The 17,375-nt window shown below is 63.6% G+C and carries 15 protein-coding genes; 7 read left to right on the top strand and 8 right to left on the bottom strand.

What is annotated here, in order from left to right; translation table 11 throughout:
- Positions 1 to 80 precede the first annotated feature (80 nt).
- Entirely contained in the window at positions 81 to 1,508 is a 1,428-nt protein-coding gene (locus AOG28_RS16040; protein WP_054557145.1) for a sodium:solute symporter family protein, read from the bottom strand.
- A 206-nt stretch (positions 1,509 to 1,714) separates the two neighbouring features.
- On the opposite strand from AOG28_RS16040, the gene AOG28_RS16045 reads away from it, so the two are divergent.
- Complete coding sequence (locus AOG28_RS16045) at positions 1,715 to 2,653, top strand: LysR family transcriptional regulator (RefSeq protein ID WP_054557146.1); 939 nt, start codon at positions 1,715 to 1,717, stop codon at positions 2,651 to 2,653.
- A gap of 8 nt (positions 2,654 to 2,661) precedes the next feature.
- Here the strand turns inward: AOG28_RS16045 and AOG28_RS16050 are convergent, their stop codons facing one another.
- The 4 genes from AOG28_RS16050 to AOG28_RS18770 all read right to left on the bottom strand — a co-directional run bounded on the left by AOG28_RS16050 (position 2,662) and on the right by AOG28_RS18770 (position 7,300).
- Positions 2,662 to 4,722 (bottom strand): CocE/NonD family hydrolase, encoded by a 2,061-nt coding sequence (locus AOG28_RS16050; protein ID WP_054557147.1) that lies wholly within the window; start codon positions 4,720 to 4,722, stop codon positions 2,662 to 2,664.
- Positions 4,723 to 5,000: 278 nt separating this feature from the next.
- Entirely contained in the window at positions 5,001 to 6,566 is a 1,566-nt protein-coding gene (locus AOG28_RS16055) for an aldehyde dehydrogenase family protein (protein WP_235507061.1), read from the bottom strand.
- A 3-nt stretch (positions 6,567 to 6,569) separates the two neighbouring features.
- Entirely contained in the window at positions 6,570 to 7,061 is a 492-nt protein-coding gene (locus AOG28_RS16060) for an NAD(P)-dependent oxidoreductase (RefSeq protein ID WP_235507062.1), read from the bottom strand.
- Positions 7,049 to 7,300 carry an NAD(P)-binding domain-containing protein gene (locus tag AOG28_RS18770; protein ID WP_235507063.1) on the bottom strand — a complete coding sequence of 84 codons (252 nt, stop codon included), beginning with the start codon at positions 7,298 to 7,300 and terminating at the stop codon, positions 7,049 to 7,051. The genes AOG28_RS16060 and AOG28_RS18770 overlap by 13 nt, the downstream gene beginning before the upstream one ends.
- Positions 7,301 to 7,427: 127 nt before the next feature.
- Between AOG28_RS18770 and AOG28_RS16065 the strand changes: the two genes are divergently transcribed.
- A complete protein-coding gene (locus AOG28_RS16065; RefSeq protein ID WP_054557148.1) occupies positions 7,428 to 8,447 on the top strand; it encodes a LysR family transcriptional regulator in 1,020 nt (339 codons plus the stop codon).
- On the opposite strand, the gene AOG28_RS16070 is transcribed toward AOG28_RS16065, so the two are convergent.
- Positions 8,427 to 9,350 carry a LysR substrate-binding domain-containing protein gene (locus tag AOG28_RS16070; RefSeq protein ID WP_054557149.1) on the bottom strand — a complete coding sequence of 308 codons (924 nt, stop codon included), beginning with the start codon at positions 9,348 to 9,350 and terminating at the stop codon, positions 8,427 to 8,429. The two genes, AOG28_RS16065 and AOG28_RS16070, sit on opposite strands and share 21 nt — an antisense overlap.
- A 133-nt stretch (positions 9,351 to 9,483) precedes the next feature.
- Here AOG28_RS16070 and AOG28_RS16075 point away from each other — a divergent pair, with 133 nt between their 5' ends.
- The 5 genes from AOG28_RS16075 to AOG28_RS18900 all read left to right on the top strand — a co-directional run bounded on the left by AOG28_RS16075 (position 9,484) and on the right by AOG28_RS18900 (position 14,364).
- Positions 9,484 to 9,960, top strand: coding sequence for a nuclear transport factor 2 family protein (locus AOG28_RS16075; RefSeq protein ID WP_054557150.1), 477 nt, complete (start codon positions 9,484 to 9,486; stop codon positions 9,958 to 9,960).
- Between the two features lie 94 nt (positions 9,961 to 10,054).
- Complete coding sequence (locus AOG28_RS16080; protein WP_054557151.1) at positions 10,055 to 10,696, top strand: glutathione S-transferase family protein; 642 nt, start codon at positions 10,055 to 10,057, stop codon at positions 10,694 to 10,696.
- 28 nt (positions 10,697 to 10,724) lie between these two features.
- Positions 10,725 to 12,878 (top strand): 2Fe-2S iron-sulfur cluster-binding protein, encoded by a 2,154-nt coding sequence (locus AOG28_RS16085; protein ID WP_054557152.1) that lies wholly within the window; start codon positions 10,725 to 10,727, stop codon positions 12,876 to 12,878.
- A 251-nt stretch (positions 12,879 to 13,129) separates the two neighbouring features.
- A complete protein-coding gene (locus AOG28_RS16090; protein ID WP_054557153.1) occupies positions 13,130 to 13,699 on the top strand; it encodes a DUF2628 domain-containing protein in 570 nt (189 codons plus the stop codon).
- A gap of 26 nt (positions 13,700 to 13,725) precedes the next feature.
- Entirely contained in the window at positions 13,726 to 14,364 is a 639-nt protein-coding gene (locus AOG28_RS18900; RefSeq protein WP_054557154.1) for a DUF1294 domain-containing protein, read from the top strand.
- A 111-nt stretch (positions 14,365 to 14,475) separates the two neighbouring features.
- On the opposite strand, the gene AOG28_RS16100 is transcribed toward AOG28_RS18900, so the two are convergent.
- Entirely contained in the window at positions 14,476 to 15,402 is a 927-nt protein-coding gene (locus AOG28_RS16100; RefSeq protein WP_054557155.1) for a 2OG-Fe(II) oxygenase, read from the bottom strand.
- 198 nt (positions 15,403 to 15,600) lie between these two features.
- Positions 15,601 to 17,295 carry an L-lactate permease gene (locus AOG28_RS16105; protein WP_054557156.1) on the bottom strand — a complete coding sequence of 565 codons (1,695 nt, stop codon included), beginning with the start codon at positions 17,293 to 17,295 and terminating at the stop codon, positions 15,601 to 15,603.
- Positions 17,296 to 17,375: the final 80 nt, after the last annotated feature.

Genomic DNA, 17,375 nt, shown 5'->3' on the forward strand with positions numbered 1-17,375 from the left:
AGGCGATGGCGATGCCCACGGCGGTGAGGATGCTCAGCAGGCAGATCACATACAGGGTCAGTCCGAACATGGTCAGGTCCTCAGGAGTGGGTGGGCTGGGTCGGGGCGTTCTTGCCGTTGTGGTCCGGCGCCGCGTTCAAGAACTGATAGACAAGGGTGAAGACCACGATATTGGCGATGACGCCGGCGATCAGTGGCGTAATGCCGCTCAATGCCTCGAGCTCCAGGCCGCTCCATTTCCAGACGCTGGTGGCCAGTGCCCCGGCGAGCATCGCGGCGATGCCGGCACGCTTGCAGCGGATCTTGAACAGCACGGCGAAGATGAACGGCAGCAGGATGGTCGGTGCCCACAGCGCGTAGCTCAGCAGCAGCGCATCGATGATCGAGGTGGCGTAAAGCGCGAAGACGATGGCGCCCAGCCCGATGGCCAGATTGACGCCGCGCTCGATCCACAGCTGCTGCTTGCCGGACATGGCGGGATTGATGAAGGGCTTGTAGATGTCGGTCACGAAGATGACCGCTGCCGAGTTCAGGTAGGAATCCGCCGTCGACATCACCACGGCCAGCAGTGAGGCGAGCACCAGGCCGGTCAGACCCAGCGGCAGGGCGTCACGAATCAGTTCCGGCATGGCCTGATCCGGCGAGATCTGCGGATAGAGCACCAGCGCGATCAGGCCGATGGTGGAGCTGACGGCATAGAACAGCAGACCGAAGCCACCGGCCAGCGAGTAGCCGATCTTGGCATGACGGGAATCCGGTGCCGACAGGGCGCGCTGGGTGTAGGGCGGGACGAGGGTCTCGCCGAGCAGGAAGGCGATGAAGATGCTGATGAACATCAGCGGTGTGTAATCGCCCATGATGCTGAAGTGCTCGCTGGGCAGCGCGGCGATCAGGGCATCGGGGCCACCGATCTTGTCGAGCCCGACGATCATGGTGATGGGCAGGAAGACCGCGAGCATCACGAACTGCACCACGTCGGTCTGGATCACGGCCCACATGCCGCCGGCCGTGGAGTACACCAGTACCACCGCCATGCCGATCAGGATGCCGGTGCTGATCTCGATGCCCAGGATGGCATTGAAGACGGTACCGATGGCCAGCGCCTGGGCGCCGAGGATGCCGACGCAGAAGATCAGCGAGAAGATGCCGGTCAGCAGGCGAGCGCTGCGACCATAGTGATGCGCCATGATGTCACCGACCGTCTGGGCGCCCGCATAGCGCTTGAGGCGCGGTGCGATGTAGAGGCCTGCGATGATGGTGGCGATGGGAAAGGCGGAGGCCGCGAACATGAAGGCGTAGCCCTCATCGAAGGCCTTGCCGGCGCGGCCCATCGAGGCGCCCCCGCCGAGGAAGGAAGCGGCGAGCGTGGCGAACAGCACCGGCCAGATGATCTTGTTGCCGGCGACGGCGAAGTCGGCACTGCTGGAGGTCTTCTTGGCACTGCGGTAGCCGATGTAGAGCAGTATCGCGAAATACAGCAATAGCCCCATGAGGTCGATCATATGCATTGTCTGTGGCCCTTTGTTGTTGGTTATGAGGGTCTGGTCAGCTTCCTCCCGCAGGGGGTATAAGCACAACTAAAGCCTGTCTATTAAGTCATAAGAACAATTTAGAGTCTGCCCGAGAAAGGCTAGTCTCGAGACTCCGGACATGAGTGCCCTGTCACAAGAGCTCTGCCACAAGAGCCCTGCCACGAGATGAGAGCCCAGCCGTCATGAAACTCAGACACAACCTGCGTCAATTGCAGATCTTTCAGGAAGTGGTACGCACGGGCAGTCTCTCCCAGGCAGCGCGTCGCCTGGCCATCACCCAACCCGCGGTAAGCACGGCGATCACCAATCTGGAAAGCGAAGTCGGCTTTCTGCTCTTTCGCCGCAACCACTACGGCACCCAGTTGACGCCGGAAGCCGTCCATCTGGCCGAAGGGGTCGACAAGGTGCTGGCCTCGGTGGGCCACCTTGATGAGCTCACCGATGGACTGCGTGACGGCCATGCCGGCAAGCTCACCGTGGCCTCGATGCCGGGGCTGTCTCCCACGGTGATGCCTCGAGTGATGGCGCGCTATCTGGTCGATTTTCCCGACAGCCGCCTGTCGTTGCAGACGTTCAGCTCGCGCAAGATCGCCGAGTGGGTCGCCGAGGGCCAGTTCGATCTCGGCGTCATCGAGTCGGACGCCGCCATCGAGGAGCTGGTACTCGAGGAGTATCGGCTGTGCATGGCGCTTGCGGTTCCCGAAGGCAATCCTCTCGCCGAGAAGGCGTCACTGAGCCCGGCGGACCTGGCGGGGGAGACCATCATCACGCTGGACCAGCATCACCAGAGCACTCTGAAACTCGCGCGCGCCTTCCAGCAGGTCGGCATGACATTGCAGGCGAGCATCGAGACCCATCTGTTTCCCTCGGTCGCGATGCTCGTCAACGAAGGGCTGGGGATTGCTCTGATCGACCCGGTGACGGCGGAGGCGATGCTGGCACGCCGCGATTGCCATCTGCGCATCGTGCCCTTCACACCGACCATCACCCTGGATGTCGCGCTGGTCACCTCGCGCTTTCATCCCGTCTCGCGTCAGGGGCAGCGTTTCATGCCCTATCTGGCGGCGGAGCTGGCCGCCTGGCAGCAACGCTCGCAGGACAGATACGCGCCAGGCGCCTGAGCGGCGCCTCAGACCGATGTTCTCGCCACTGTGCGCTGCCAGTCACGGCGGTGGACTTCCTCGTCGTCTTGCCAGGCGATCTGCTCGGCTTCGAGATAGAAGTTCTCGGCGTCGCAGCGCATGCGGTAGTGGCTCTCGACGCGGACGTCGAACTGGCCCGGGGTGGTCTCGCCAAGCGCACTGTCACGCCCGTGCTGATCGCGTCCGGCGTGGTAGTGCCAGACGATCTCGGCACGCGTGCGATCCGCATCTTGCGGGTGCGCGGTATAGCGCTCGGTACAGCGATACTCGACCCGCATGCCGGTGTCCTCGAGCGTCATCGCGCCCAGGTCATCCGCGACGATGGTGGTGACTTCGCCGCTGGCCGCATCTTCGACCACGCTGCGACTCGGCCTGGCGGCACGCTGCTCGCTGATGTTGGCCGGTGGGGCGGATTCCGGTGCCGCGAAGGGGTTGTCGACGGCCTCGCCGGTGAAGACCGGCAGCGCGAGTGATTGCAGGCCCGGTTGCAGGGACAGAGCCGCTCGCCGGGGCGACGGCCACACCATCGGGAAGTTGGCAGACGCCAGTGCCACGCGCAGACGGTGGCCGGCCGGAATCCGATAGCCCGCCATGTCCAGTTCCAGCTCGATATTGACGGGCTCGCCGGGAGTGAGAGGCTGCGGAGTGTCATGATCGCGCAGCGCGAGGTTGAGTACGCCGTAGGTGATGCGTGCGACCTGGCCATCGGGCTGCACGTCACTCAGGCGCACCGTCAGCTGGCCACAGGTCTGGTCACTGGTCAGTGTCAGCGTGACCCTGGGCTTGCCGAGGATAGCCAGCGGCGCGTCGAGCGGTTCACTGTCAAAGCACACGGCGAGTGCATCATCGAGCCGCTGATCCCCCGGCAGGTCAGGCCCGAACCAGATGGCGCAATACTCGCCCTGATGACGGCCAGCGGTCAGTGGTGAATCCACCACGACCGGCCTGGCGAGTGCCTGCTGGCCCCGGCGTGCGTCGTCGCTCAGGCCTGATTCGCTCAGCGACATCTGGCGCATCTCGACATCGCTGGCGGGCCAGCCGTCCGTCTGCACCCAGCGTCCCGGACGCTCGGCATACATCGTCTTCGGCGGCAGGGAATCCTGCAGGTAAAAGGTGGCAGACGGCTCGTCCATCACGCCATTCTCCTCGCCTTTCAGCCAGTGGCCCCACCAGCGCAGCGCTTCCTGCAGGAAGCCGATGGCGGGATCGGGCACCGCAAAGTGCGGATACTTGTGAATCCACGGGCCGATCAGCGCCTTGCGTGGGCAAGTCAGGTTTTCCATCATCCGCCCGACGGTGTTCTTGTAGGCGTCGCCCCAGCCACCGATGGTATAGACCGCCGCTTCGATGTCGGCGTAATCGGTGTTGATGGAGCCCTGCTTCCAGTAGGCATCGCGGTGCTGATGCGACAGCCAGGTCTCGGCCAGCAGCGGCATCTCGTCCAAACGCTCCTGCCACATGGCGCGCCACTCATCGCCGACCAGGCGCGGGTCCGGCGGTGCCGCGGAGAAACTCAGCATGGTGGCGGCCCAGGCCAGGTTCTCGTTGAGCAGACAGCCACCCTTGTAGTGGATGTCGTCGGTGTAGCGATCATCGGTGGAGCAGAGGGTGATGATGGCCTTGAGTGGCTCGGGCCGGTGCGCGGCCAGTTGCAGCGAATTGAAGCCGCCCCAGGAGATGCCCATCATGCCGAGCTTGCCGCTGCACCACGGCTGATTGGCGATCCAGTCGATCACCTCCAGCGCATCGGACTGCTCCAGCGGCAGATATTCATCTTCCATCAGCCCCTCGGATTCGCCGTTGCCGCGCATGTCGACGCGCACTGAGGCGTAGCCGTGGCCCGCGAAGTAGGGGTGGGTGAGGGCATCACGCGCGACGGTGCCGTCACTCTTGCGGTAGGGCAGGTATTCGAGGATGGCCGGCACCGGTGCCTGTTCCGCATCTTCCGGCAGCCAGATTCTGGCGGCCAGCTGGGTGCCGTCCGAGAGCGGAATCAGCGTGTGCTCGATCTCGCGGACGCGATTGGGGAAGTCGGCCTTGACGCGCATTCACGTATCCTTGTGTCGTCGGGGCGATGGACGGGGGCTTGTCACGGGAGTACTGCTTGCCGCTGGCCGCGACGCCGGGACTCATAATTCGGAAATCAGAAGTCGATGCTGGCGCATGCCGTCAAACGCCGCAAGGCGCCATGGAGGGAAATCCACGGCGCCTTGCGGTGTCATGCGGGGAGGGAGCAAGGATGCATGGCATTTCAAGGCCATGCATCCCGTTAACCACTGCTTGTCTTGAGTGCTGTCCTGCTGACAGGCAACACGATCACATCTCGCTACTCCAGACTCGCCCCATAGCCGAAGCTGGCGGCGGGCTCGGCTGCCGTCTCGACCCACACGCTCTTCACTTCGCTGTATTCGCGCAGCGCATCCAGCCCTGAGGATCGGCCATAGCCGCTCTCGCCGTAGCCGCCGAAGGGCGAGCTGACGTGAATGGTCTTGTAGCCATTGACCCAGAAGGTGCCGGCACGCACCTGGCGTGCCACGCGGTGGGCGCGGCCGACGTCGCGTGTCCAGACGGCGCCGGCCAGCCCGAAGCGACTGTCGTTGGCGATGCGGATGGCGTCGGCTTCCTCCTCGAACGGTATGGCGACCACGACCGGGCCGAAGATCTCTTCCTGTGCGCAGACCATGGCGTTGTCGCCCAGCAGTACCGTCGGCGCGACATGATAGCCGCCGGTGTCCGGTACGGGGTCTGCTGAGCCATCGGCCAGACGCGCGCCGTCCTCGATGGCGCCGGCAAGCATCGACTTCACATGCTGGTATTGCTTCGCGTTGTTGATCGGGCCGATCTGGGTGTTAGGGTCCTGCGGGTCACCGAGGGTGAATTGCGTGGCGGCCTCGGCCAGCGCAGTGGTGAACTTGTCGAAGATCGAGGCCTGCACCAGCAGGCGTGAGCCGGACACGCAGCTCTGGCCAGCGCCGGAGAAGATGGCCGCTTGGGCGCCGCGCAGGGCCACCTCGAGATCGGCATCCTCGAACACGATGTTGGCGGACTTGCCGCCCAGCTCCAGCACGCAGGGGATGCAGCGCTGCGCCGCGGCGGTGGCGATGTGGCGGCCGGTGGCGGGCGAGCCGACGAACACCACCTTGCGGATGTCGCCCTCGGCGATCAGCGCCTGGCCGATGCTATGGCCGTAGCCGGCGATGACATTGACCAGCCCGCGCGGCACACCGGCGCGCTCGATCAACACGCCCAGCGCCAGCGAGGACAGCGCCGTCAGCTCCGAGGGCTTGAGAATCACCGCATTGCCGGCGGTGATGGCCGGGGCGATCTGCCAGCCGGCGGTGAAGATGGGGGCATTCCATGGCGTGATCTGCAGCACGGTGCCCAGCGGCTCGTAGGTGACGTAGTTGAGGTGGGAGGTCGGGACAGGAATCACCTCGCCGTGCAGCTTGTCGGCCCAGCCCGCGTAGTACTCGAACATCTCGGCGACCTTGGCCACCTCGACCCGCGCATCGCGAATCGGCTTGTTGGCGCTCAGCGCCTCCAGTTCGGCCAGGGTGTCGGCCTGCTCACGGACCAGACTGCCTATCCGGTAGATGGCGCGACCACGGGCCTGGGCGGTCAGGGCGGCCCATTGCTGCTGGGCCTCGCGGCTGGCGGCATTGGCAAGCGCGACCTGAGAGATGTCGGCATCCGGGAAGGACAGCATCAGGCTGTCATCCTGGGCGTTGCGCACCTCGATGCGCTCACCGCTACCTTTGATGAACTCGCCACCGATCAGGCTGCTGACGATAAAACTGTCGTCATGAGATCGGCTGCTGTTCTGAAAACTCTGCATCAACTCGGCGATACGCTGAGTCGTCGAGAATGCCGGGGTCATGTCGTGGGTCAGCATGGCTTATGCTCCGTGGCCGAAGAGAGTCGGGTCAGTGCGTTGCACGATGGCGCAGAAATCCTCGCTGTCATCCAGCGTCGCGCGGCTTGCGTCCCAGAGCTGGGCGACGGTGTTGGCGAGGGGCAGTTCCATCCCGAGCTGTTGCGCCAGCTCACTGGCCAGCCCGACATCCTTGCGCATCAGGCCCATGGTGAAGCCGGAATCGTAGGCCTTGTTGATCACCCAGTTGGGGAACATCACCTGGCTCGCGCCACTGCGCCCGGAACCCGCATTCACGCCTTCCAGCAACTTCTCGGGGGAGACGCCCGCTCTGGCGGCCATGGCAACGGCCTCCGCCGTGCTGATCAGGTGACAGGCGGCCAGCATATTGTTGGCAATCTTGGCCACATTGCCCGCGCCACAGCGACCGACATGCACTCGGCTGCCGCTCATGGCCTCCAGTACCGGCATGGCGCGTGCCAGCACCTCATCCTCGGCGCCGATCACCATCGACATGCTGCCGCTCGCGGCGCCCTTGGGGCCTGCTCGGCCTTGGGCAGCGAGAGGATCACCACATCGCTCTTCGCGAGCAGCTCGGTGAGGGAGTCGACCGGCGTGACGCCTGCCGCAGCCGCCTTGTCACGCGCAGCCTGTGAGAGATCGAACCCGAGGGCGGGGAAGTCATGACGGGCGAGAGTCGCGGCCATGCAGCCGCCCATGTTGCCCAGTCCGATGACACCGACGGTTGTTGTCATTGTGGCGTTCCTGTCGTGGTGAGAGGGGAGTAGTACCCGGTGACTCGAGTATGGACAGCGCTTCTGTGTTCCAGCAATAATCCCGAATTCACTTTAATGTTGCCTTCAAGGCAATACTGGGGGCGTGATGAGTCTGGTGCAGGATCGACGTATCAGTCACTTCCATGAGGCGGCAAGACTCGGGAGCGTGCGCGCGGCGGCGGATTTCCTGAATGTGGCGCCTTCCGCGGTCAGTCGACAGATCACCCAGCTGGAGCATGAGCTGGGCATGCCGCTGCTTGAGCGCCATCGCCGCGGGGTCAAGCCGACGGAGGCGGGCGAGCGGGTGCTGGAGTATTACCGGCAGCGTCTGGCCCAGCAGGAGGTTCTGCTCGAGTCGTTGCAGTCATTGAAGGGGCTGCAAAGCGGCTCGCTGGTGCTGGCGATCGGTGAGGGCTTCATCGAGGGGCTGGCGGGGCCATTGAGTCGTTTCTCCGCGCGTTATCCGGGCATCGAACTCAAGGTGAATCTATGCGGGACCAATGAAGTGATCCGTCAGGTGGTCGAGGACGAGGCGCATCTGGGGCTGGTGTTTCACCCGACTCGCGATCCGAAGATTCGCACGCACATCTCGCGACCGCAGCCGGTGTGTGCGGTAGTCAATCCGCAGCATGCCTTGGCTCGGCAGTTGGAGGAGCAACCGTCTGGGGGGCAGCCGCTCGGGGCTCAACAGTTCGGGGCTCAGGAAGGCGCAAGGCGGGCGGCAGGAAAGGCCGAGCCACTGTCGCTGGCGGCGCTGGCCAGTCACTCCCTGGCCCTGCCGGAGGTGTCATTCGGCATCCGCCAGATCGTGGCCCAGGCCGAACATCAGGCCGGTGTGATGCTGAGCCCGACCCTGACCTGCAACGCCCTCGCCATGCTCAAGCAATTCGCGCTGCATGGCGGCGTGACCCTGCTGCCGGAATTCGTGGTCTCTGAGGAGGTCGCCGCCGGCCGCCTATGTCGAATCCCGCTGCAGGAAGCCCAGTTCGTCACGCCGCATGTGCAGTTGATCAGCCGACTGGGCCGTCAGTTGAGCGATGGCGCCAGTCGCCTGTCGAGCCTGTTGCAACAGGACATGACGGCCTTCAGCCCGTCGGAGGGGGACTCAGTCGGTCAATCGCGCTGACGGTGAGGGATTCAGTACAGAATTGGCGCGCAGGCGTTCGGCGGCAAAATCCAGGAAGGTACGTACCTTGGCCACCGCGCCGCGCCCCTCGCTGTGCAACAGGTGGATCGGCAGCGGCGGTGGCTCCAGCTCCTCCAGTAAGGCCTGCAGGCGACCCGCGGCGAGATCCTCGCCGACCTGATAGGACAGCACGCGGGTGATGCCCCAACCACTGCGGGCCGCCTCGATGCAGGCGGCAATGCTGCTCATCGTTAGCCGGGGGCTCACTCGTATGGCGTGTTCTCCTGCGTGGCCGAAGCGCCACTCCTTGCTGGCATTCATGTTGCTCGAGGCAACGATGCGCTGTCCGGCCAAGGCCTCCAGCGAGTCCGGCGTGCCTTCGCGGGCGAAATAGCTCGGTGAGCCACACACCACACGCCGCACGCTGCCGACTCTCAGTGCCGAAAGCCCCGAGGACGGCAGGGAACCGATACGCACGGCGATATCGAAGCCTTCCTCGATCATGTTGACCACGCGATCCACCATGACCACCTCGGCGCGCATCTCGGGGTAGCGATCGAGGTATTCCATCAGCAGTGGCATCACATGGAGACGGCCGAATTCGGTGGGACAGGTGATGCGCAAGACGCCAGTGGGGCGTGTCGCGGCGCCGCTGACACCATCCTCCGCTGCCTGAAGCTCCGCCAGGATGCGCCGTGCATCCGCCAGATACCGCTCACCGATCTCGGTCAGGCGCACGCGACGTGTGGTGCGCGTGAACAGACGTGCGCCCAGGCGGGCTTCCAGGGCATTGATGCCGCGTGTCACCGAGGGGGCGCTCATGCCCAGCGCCCGGCTGCCTGCCGCGAAGCTTTCGGCGTCCGCCACGGCCACGAAGACCTCCAGTGTCTGCAGTCGGTCCATCTGTGGCTCCCATTGGCGTCGATTATTGTCATTATCTGGAATGATCCATTGTGTCTGCTGAGGATTCTAGCAGCCAGATAAGGAGAGTAGTGTGGGGATGTGTTTGATCACCCCAACCGCTGGAGCCTCTTTCATGTCAGCCAATCTCCCCCGCCATCCCTTGCCACCGTTCACGTCAGACACTGCGGCACACAAGGTGCGTCTTGCCGAAGACGGCTGGAACAGCCGTGACCCCGAGAAGGTAGCGCTGGCATATTCGCCGGACACCCGCTGGCGCAATCGCGCCGAATTCGTGACCGGCCGTGATGAGGTGGTGGCCTTCCTGACCCGCAAGTGGGCAAGCGAGCTCGACTATCGCCTGATCAAGGAGCTGTGGGCCAGCGCAGGGAATCGGATCGCCGTGCGTTACGCCTATGAATATCGCAATGACAGCGGCCAGTGGTTTCGCGCCTACGGCAATGAGAACTGGCAGTTTGATGAGCAGGGCCTGATGACCCATCGCCACGCCAGCATCAATGAGCACCCCATCGCGCAGAGCGAGCGCAAGTTCCATTGGCCATTGGGGCGCCGACCGGATGACCACCCCGGGTTGAGCGATTTCGGCTTCTGAGTCGTCATTGCCTGCCACGTTTTCTGCAGCGCACTGCGCTTTGCCGCTCTCGGCTCTTTCCTCTTTGCTTTTTACTTACATTGTCAGGTGTATCATGAACCCACGCTTTGCTGCCGCGTCAGCGCCCATCCGTCTGTTCCGCAATCCGAAGTCTGGCCACTGTCACCGCGTCGAGCTGATGCTGGCGCTGTTGGACATTCCCTATGAGACGGTGGATCTCGACATGGCCAACGGCGCGCACAAGGCGCCCGACTTCCTCAGGATCAGTCCGTTCGGGCAGGTACCGGCCATCGAGGACAATGGCGTCTTCCTGAGTGATTCCAACGCCATCCTCGTCTATCTGGCCCAGCGCTATGACGGCGAACGACGCTTCATGCCCGGAGACGCCCTGGCAGCGGCCCAAGTGCAACGCTGGCTCTCGGTCGCGGCCGGCGAGATTGCCGCTGGCCCCTGCACGGCACGTCTGGTGACCGTCTTCGGTGCCCCCTTTGACCACGAGCAGGCCATCGCCCGCGCGCATGCCCTGTTCGCCGTCATGGAGTCCCATCTGGATCAGCGGCAATACCTGGTGGAGGAGCGCCTGACGTTGGCCGACATCGCGGGTTACAGCTACATCGCCCATGCCCCGGAGGGGGGTGTCAGCCTGAGTCCTTATCCCGCCATTCGTGGCTGGCTTGCGCGTATCGAAGCCGAGCCGGGCTTCGTGGGCATGGCGACGAGCCCGGTACTGGCCTGAGCCCCACCGTCATCCTGAGGGTTTGTCCATGAATGAGCATCGGCAGGTGTTTCATGCAGGTGAGCGACGTGTCCAGGCACGCGCAGGCGTGCCGGAGCATTATCTCGAGCAGGTCGCCCCCTACGTGCGCGACCGGATGCCTGAGCAGCATGTCGCGTTCTTCACGAGTCTGCCTGTGCTGTTCATGGGCGTGCCTGACAGCGACGGCTGGCCGTGGGCGGTGGTGAGCCTTGCGCCGCCCGGGCAGCTTTGCGATGCCACGCCCGCTGAGCTGCAGGTGCATGCACGACCGGCGCTGGGGGAATTGCTGGGGCTGGATTTCACTCCCGGTACCAGGGTCGGCGTGCTGGGGCTTGATCTGGCCAGTCGGCGGCGCAATCGCCTGAATGGCACCCTGCTTGCCCCTGAAGCGGTGGCGGGCATGGCGCCCGATGGGCTTCGGATCGGGGTCGATCAGAGCTTCGGCAACTGTCCGCAATACATCCAGCAACGTGAGATCGACTGGGCTGCCGAGCAGGCGAAAGCGCTGGTCAGCCGCGAGGTGGCACTCAATGACGAGGCGACATGGAACGATGAAAAAGCGCGCGCCTTGCTGGCCCAGGCGGACACCTTCTTCATCGCGACCCGCGCAGGTGAGCTGGACGATGCTGCGCCCAACGGCGTGGATGTCTCGCATCGTGGCGGCAGGCCAGGCTTTCTGCACCTGAATGCCGATGGCAGCCTGTCGTTTCCCGATTTTGCCGGCAATCGCTTCTTCAACACCCTGGGCAATATCGAGCTGGATTCCCGCGTCAGCCTGTTGATTCCCGACTTCATCACGGGCGAGGCGTTGGTGCTCAAGGGGCACGCCCGGGTCGACTGGAACCCCCAGCGGGCAGCGCTGGTCGCGGGCGCCGAGCGCATCGTGGATGTGGTGCCGGAGCGGGTACTGCATGTCGAGCATGCCTTGCCGGCGCAGGGGCGTCTGATCGAACTCTCGCCGTCGCTTGAGCAGACCGGTGACTGGCCGGCCCCTGATGAGGCGCCCGTACCCTTGCGTCGTCTGCGCGTCATCGACAAGGTGCGCGAAAGTGACTCGATCACCTCCTTTTATCTGGCGCCATGGCCGCTAGCGGGGCAGGAGCGCGAACCGGCGGAAATCGACGCCTATCACCCCGGCCAGTTTCTGACCCTGCGTCTGGCCTCCACGCCACAGCGGCCCTTGTCCTGCGGCGAGATCGCGGTGATGCGTAGCTACAGCATTTCGCAGGCCTGGCGGGCGGGGCAGAGTGCCTATCGCATCTCGGTACGCCGCGACCCCAAGGGACTTGCCTCACGACTGCTGCATGATGCATTCGCGGTGGGCGATGTGCTGGAAGCGACACCCCCGGCGGGAGATTTCGTGTTGCAGGACTCGCCAGCACCTTGCGTGCTGCTGTCATCCGGCGTCGGCATCACGCCGATGATCGCCATGCTGGAGGCCTTGATACAGCAGGCAGAAGCGGGGCATCCGCCGCTCGGCGAAGTGGTCTTCCTGCATGCTGCGCGTAATGGGCGTGAGCTGGCATTTCTCGACACGCTGGAGCGCTGGTCGCGCGCCCATGCGTGGCTGCATCTGCATATCGCCTTGTCGCGCCCGAGTGCGGCGGATCTCGTGGCCGGGCGGCATCAATCTGTGGGCAGATTGGAGCTGGTGAGTCTGGCGGGCAGCCTGCCGGACCTTGCCTCCAGCCATGTCTATCTGTGTGGCTCCGAGGGCTTCATGCGCGCGCAATATGCCGCCTTGCTGGCGCTGGGGTTACCGCGTGAGCAACTGCATCACGAATTCTTCGGGCGTGGTTCGCTGGAGGATGGGGAGGCAACCGCGGTTGCGCTATCGGCAGACTTCCAAGCGAGCTTGCCGGAGCGTGCTCGGGTCACCTTCACGCCTCGCGTGGCACCCGGGCAGCCATCGGCCAGCGACGTGGGCATCACACGACAGTGGACACCCCAACAGGGCAGTCTGCTTGAGCTGGCCGAGCAGTCAGGCGTGAATACCCTGTCCAGTTGCCGTGCCGGGCGCTGTGGCAGCTGCGCATTGCGACTGCTCGAGGGTGAGGTCAAGTATCCCGAGCCGCCACAGGCCGGCGTGGCTCAGGGGCAGGTGTTGATGTGCTGTGCCTATCCGGCCAATGATCAGCCGCTGGTCATCCAGACGCTTTGAGCTGCGTCGTCGGGCGCGAATGGCTTGGTGTTAATGGCTTGGTGTGAATGGCTCGGTGTGAATGGCTCGGTGTGAATGGCTGGGCATGAATGACTCGCGCGGCTGACAAGCTTGAGGAGAATCAGTGAGATAGCGATATATCAGTTCATGGTCCTGACAAGTGGCTGGCGGTATAGTACGAAGCGTGTGTCATTTATCCGAGCCTGTCACAGCTTGTTGCCCGCTCGGCATCACAGACAAGGATTTTCACGATGGCTTCATTTCGTATTCTGACGCATCCCGAGCACGGGACGCGTGCCGTCAAGATCGGCTGGTCATGGCCGGCATTCTTCTTCGGCCTGTTCTGGGCGCTCTACAAGCGCATGTGGCTGCTGGCGGCCAGTCTGTTCGGCTTCATCGTGCTCAGCTCGGTCTTCATTCCGGCGACGCAGGGAGGGCAGCTGATCTCCAATATCCTGTTCCTGGGCCTCAACTTGACCATCAGCCTCAAGGGCAACCTGTGGTACGCGAGCCTGCTGGAAACCCAGGGCTATCAAGAGCAGGCCCAGGTCTCGGCGCGCAATCCCGATGATGCGCTCGCCGTGTACGCCAATTCGCAAAAGGCCTCTGCTGCCGATATCTGCGATCATGAACAAGGCGGCGCTCGCTCTCAGGATCAGGACCCTTGGGGCGATCAGCGTGACGAGCGGGAAACCGAGCGGGAGCGCAAGGATGGCAGGGGTGACAGAGTTGAAAAAGATGAAAGAGATGACGACGACAACGGCGATGGTGGCTCCGGTGGCAAGGGCGGCGGCAACGCCACGGGCACCTTCATCGGCTAAGGGCCGGACCGGGAAGAGATGAGACGATGAACCTTCAAGGACGATTGACGCGCTGGAACGATGACAAGGGCTTTGGCTTCATTACTCCGGCGTCGGGTGGCAAGGATGTCTTTGCCCATATCAGCGCCTACCAGGGGCGCGGGCGACCCAAGGCCAGCGTGCAGGTGCACTATCAGTTGGGCATGGATGACAACAACCGCCCACGTGCCATCCGCTTTCGCACCCATGGGGCCGGAGCTTCCACCACCTCTACCGGGGTGTGGCTTGCATGGTTGGTGGCGTTGGTCGTCGCGGTCGTGCTCTGGGCAGGCTGGTGGCAGGAGCGTCTGCCATGGATGTTGCCTGCAGCGTATCTGGGCATGAGTCTGGTGGCGTACATGGCGTATCGGGTAGATAAATTGGCCGCTGCTGAGAGTGAGCAGAGAGTCCGCGAGGATACCTTGCACTTCATGGAGCTGCTGTGTGGCTGGCCGGGGGCGCTGATCGCCCAGCAAAGCCTGCGTCACAAGACGCGCAAGACAAGTTATCAGTTCGTGTTCTGGGGCGCGGTACTGCTCAATATCGCGGCCGTGAGCTGGCTGACTCTCTCGCCGGATGCCGCGACCCTTCGTGACCTGCTCGGCTTTCCCGTCATGGCAGGCGAGGCCATGATCAGATGGTCATGAGCGGATGATTGAGCGGCGTTATCGAGCGCATGACAACGACAAAGGGGGCCTATCAAAGGCCCCCTTTGTCGTTTTTGCTCACTAATGTTTACCAGTAGAGCACGCTGGACATCAGAACGGTGCGAAATCATCCTGATTGGCGCTCGAGGCGACCCAGCGGTCTCTGGCAGGTATCGTCCGGCGTTGCGCGCCCTGTGGCGGTATCTGGCCTCGCTCACCATACAGCCACAGCACCAGGTTGGAGCGCTGGCCGCTGGTGATCGGCTGCGCGGCATGCGGCACATTACCGCGATGCAGCATAGCCGAGCCGGGCGTGAACGAGAAGCGCACTGCGTCGCCGCTGGCGGCATCCAGAACGTCCAGTTCAGAGCCCTCGAAGGTCTCGTCGGGCAGGTTCATGTTGATGTTGAGAGTCACGGACGAGGCGTCGGTATGCGGCCGAATAGAGGCGTCCGTGGTGGGCTGATAATGGATCGAGAAGCCGAAGGACTGGCTGTCGTAGCCGATGATTTCCGGGAACAGCAGCCGCGAGATCGGGCGCATGTAGGTGTCCAGCAGCTGCTGATAGAACGCCTGGAAACCCGGTGCCGCCAGATAGCCCTCTGAGCGACGGTCGAGCATGGCGCCGCGTCGATTGAGCACGATGCCGTAGGGCGGGCGCAGCGGAATGCCGGCGTCCCATGCCTGTTCCAGCATGTTGCGCAAATCAGCAATTCGCTCGACATCGAAGAGCTGGAACTGATAGACGTCAGTAGCGACTTCTGTCATCAGCGCCTTGACGTCCGTCTCGCGCTCGGGATTTTCCCACGCCTGCTTGACGGCAGTGCGCAGCGCCTCGTCGATCAGTCCACTATCGAGGATGGCGAGGTCATCTTGCTCGACGGCTTCCCATTCACGCCAGGCGTCACTCAGCAGCTGACGATGGCTGTCCCAGAATTGTTGGACGGAGGGAGCGCGTCGCAGCATGGCCTCGCGGGAAGGAAGTTCAAGCTCGCGGGCCTGCTGTAGTCGGGTAGGGTGCAATACAGAATGGGTCATGGGATGTCTGCTCCAGAAACTTGCGACATGAAGGCTGCCGTTTCGGCGATGTTGGGCAATTTATTACGCCGTGCCTTGTTGATAAACAGGCCCCTGGAGTAAACACATTCAATATTCTGTTGATGATCTCCACACGACAGCAGGCCCGCACACAATGCGGGCCTGCTGTCGTTTGCCAGAGTGATACGAGGCGTGTTGTCAGCTCATCAAGCCGTCGACCACCCCCAGGCCGTGGAAGGCGATCATGCCGATGATGCCAGCGAAGATCACGTAGTAGAGCGTTGGCAGGATCGTCTTGCGAAGCGTGACGCCTTCGCGACCCAGGAGGCCGACGGTCGCCGAGGCGGCTACCACGTTGTGGATGGCGATCATGTTGCCGGCAGCCGCGCCGACCGCCTGGAGGGCGACCATCATGGCGCTGGAGATGCCCAGAGCCTGGGCGACGTTGAACTGGAAATCGGCCAGCATCAGGTTGGAGACGGTGTTGGAGCCGGCGATGAAGGCCCCGAGGGCACCGACACTCGGCGCGAACAGCGGGTAGATATCGCCCACGCTATCGGCGATGAACTGCGCCATCGCCACCGGCATCGACACCAGATCCGCCTCGTTGACGCCGGAGTTGATCAGGATACGCACCATCGGAATCGTGAACAGCAGCACGAAGCCTGCGCCGAGGATGGTACGGCTGGACTCGCTGACGGCAGCACTGACGTCTCGCATGCGCATGCGGTGCAGCACGATGGTCAGCAGTACCACGACCACCAGGATACCGCCGGGCAGGTACAAGGGCTGCAGGCTGCCGGAGATGTCAGCTTCTCCGAGAATGCCGCTCCAGCCGAAGCTCCATGAGGTCAGCGCCTCCTTGATCGGCGCGATGACGCGCGACATCACCAGCAGCACCGCGAGCAGCACATACGGCAACCACCCCATGCCGACCGAGAGCGGCTTGCGGCCCTCGACGGGCTCAAGTGTCATGTCCAGCTTGCCGATCCACTCCGCGGGCCAGCTGTCAGCGTTCGGGAAGTCCCAGGTTCTGCTGGGTAGCAGGAAGCCCTTGCGCGCCGCGGGTACCACGATGGCGAGCCCCACCATGGCGCCGATCATCGATGGGAATTCCGGCCCCAGCAGCATGCCCGCCAGTACGTAAGGCACCACGAAGCAGACACCGGCGAACAGCGCGAAGGGCGCGACTTCCAGCCCTTCACGCCAGGAGCGATTGGCGCCGAAGAAGCGCACCATCACCGCGACCATGATCAACGGCATGCAGATCCCGATGATGCCGTGGGTGATGGCGACCTCAGAGGTCACCAGCTGGAAGTAGGCCTCCCAGCTCGAGCCATTCGCGGCCAGTGTCTCGCTGACACCGGCCTTGTCGAGGCCACCGGAGACCCCGACCACGATCGGCGTGCCGACCGCACCGAAGGAGACCGGCGTCGATTGCACCATCATGCCCACCACGACCGCCGCCAGGGCCGGGAAGCCCAGCGCTACCATCAAGGGGGCGGCGACGGCGGCAGGGGTGCCGAAGCCGGAGGCACCTTCGATGAAGCAGCCGAACAGCCAGGCGACGATGATGGCCTGTACGCGGCGGTCCGGGCTGATGCCGGAGAAGCCGTTGCGTATCGCGGCAATGCCGCCGGAATGCTTGAGGGTATTGAGCAGCAGCAGGGCGCCGAAGATGATCCACAGGATCGCGACCGTCAGTATCAGCCCTTGGAGTGACGAGGCCAGGACACGAGTGAAGGTCATGTCCCAGGCCAGCAGGGCGATCAGCGCAGTGACCACGAAGACGATGGGCATGGCGAGGCGGGCGGCCATGCGAAAGCCGATCAACAGCACCCCGGCGAGCAGCAATGGCACAAAGGCCAATAGTGCCAATAGCGACTGATTCATGTGCAGCACTCTCCCTATGTTGCGTGGCGAACGTCGTTTTATAAGACTTTGTTGTTGGTGGGTGCGTGGTTATGTCGCAC

It is taken from the genome of Cobetia sp. UCD-24C, assembly GCF_001306765.1.
Classification (GTDB): Bacteria; Pseudomonadota; Gammaproteobacteria; order Pseudomonadales; family Halomonadaceae; genus Cobetia; species Cobetia amphilecti.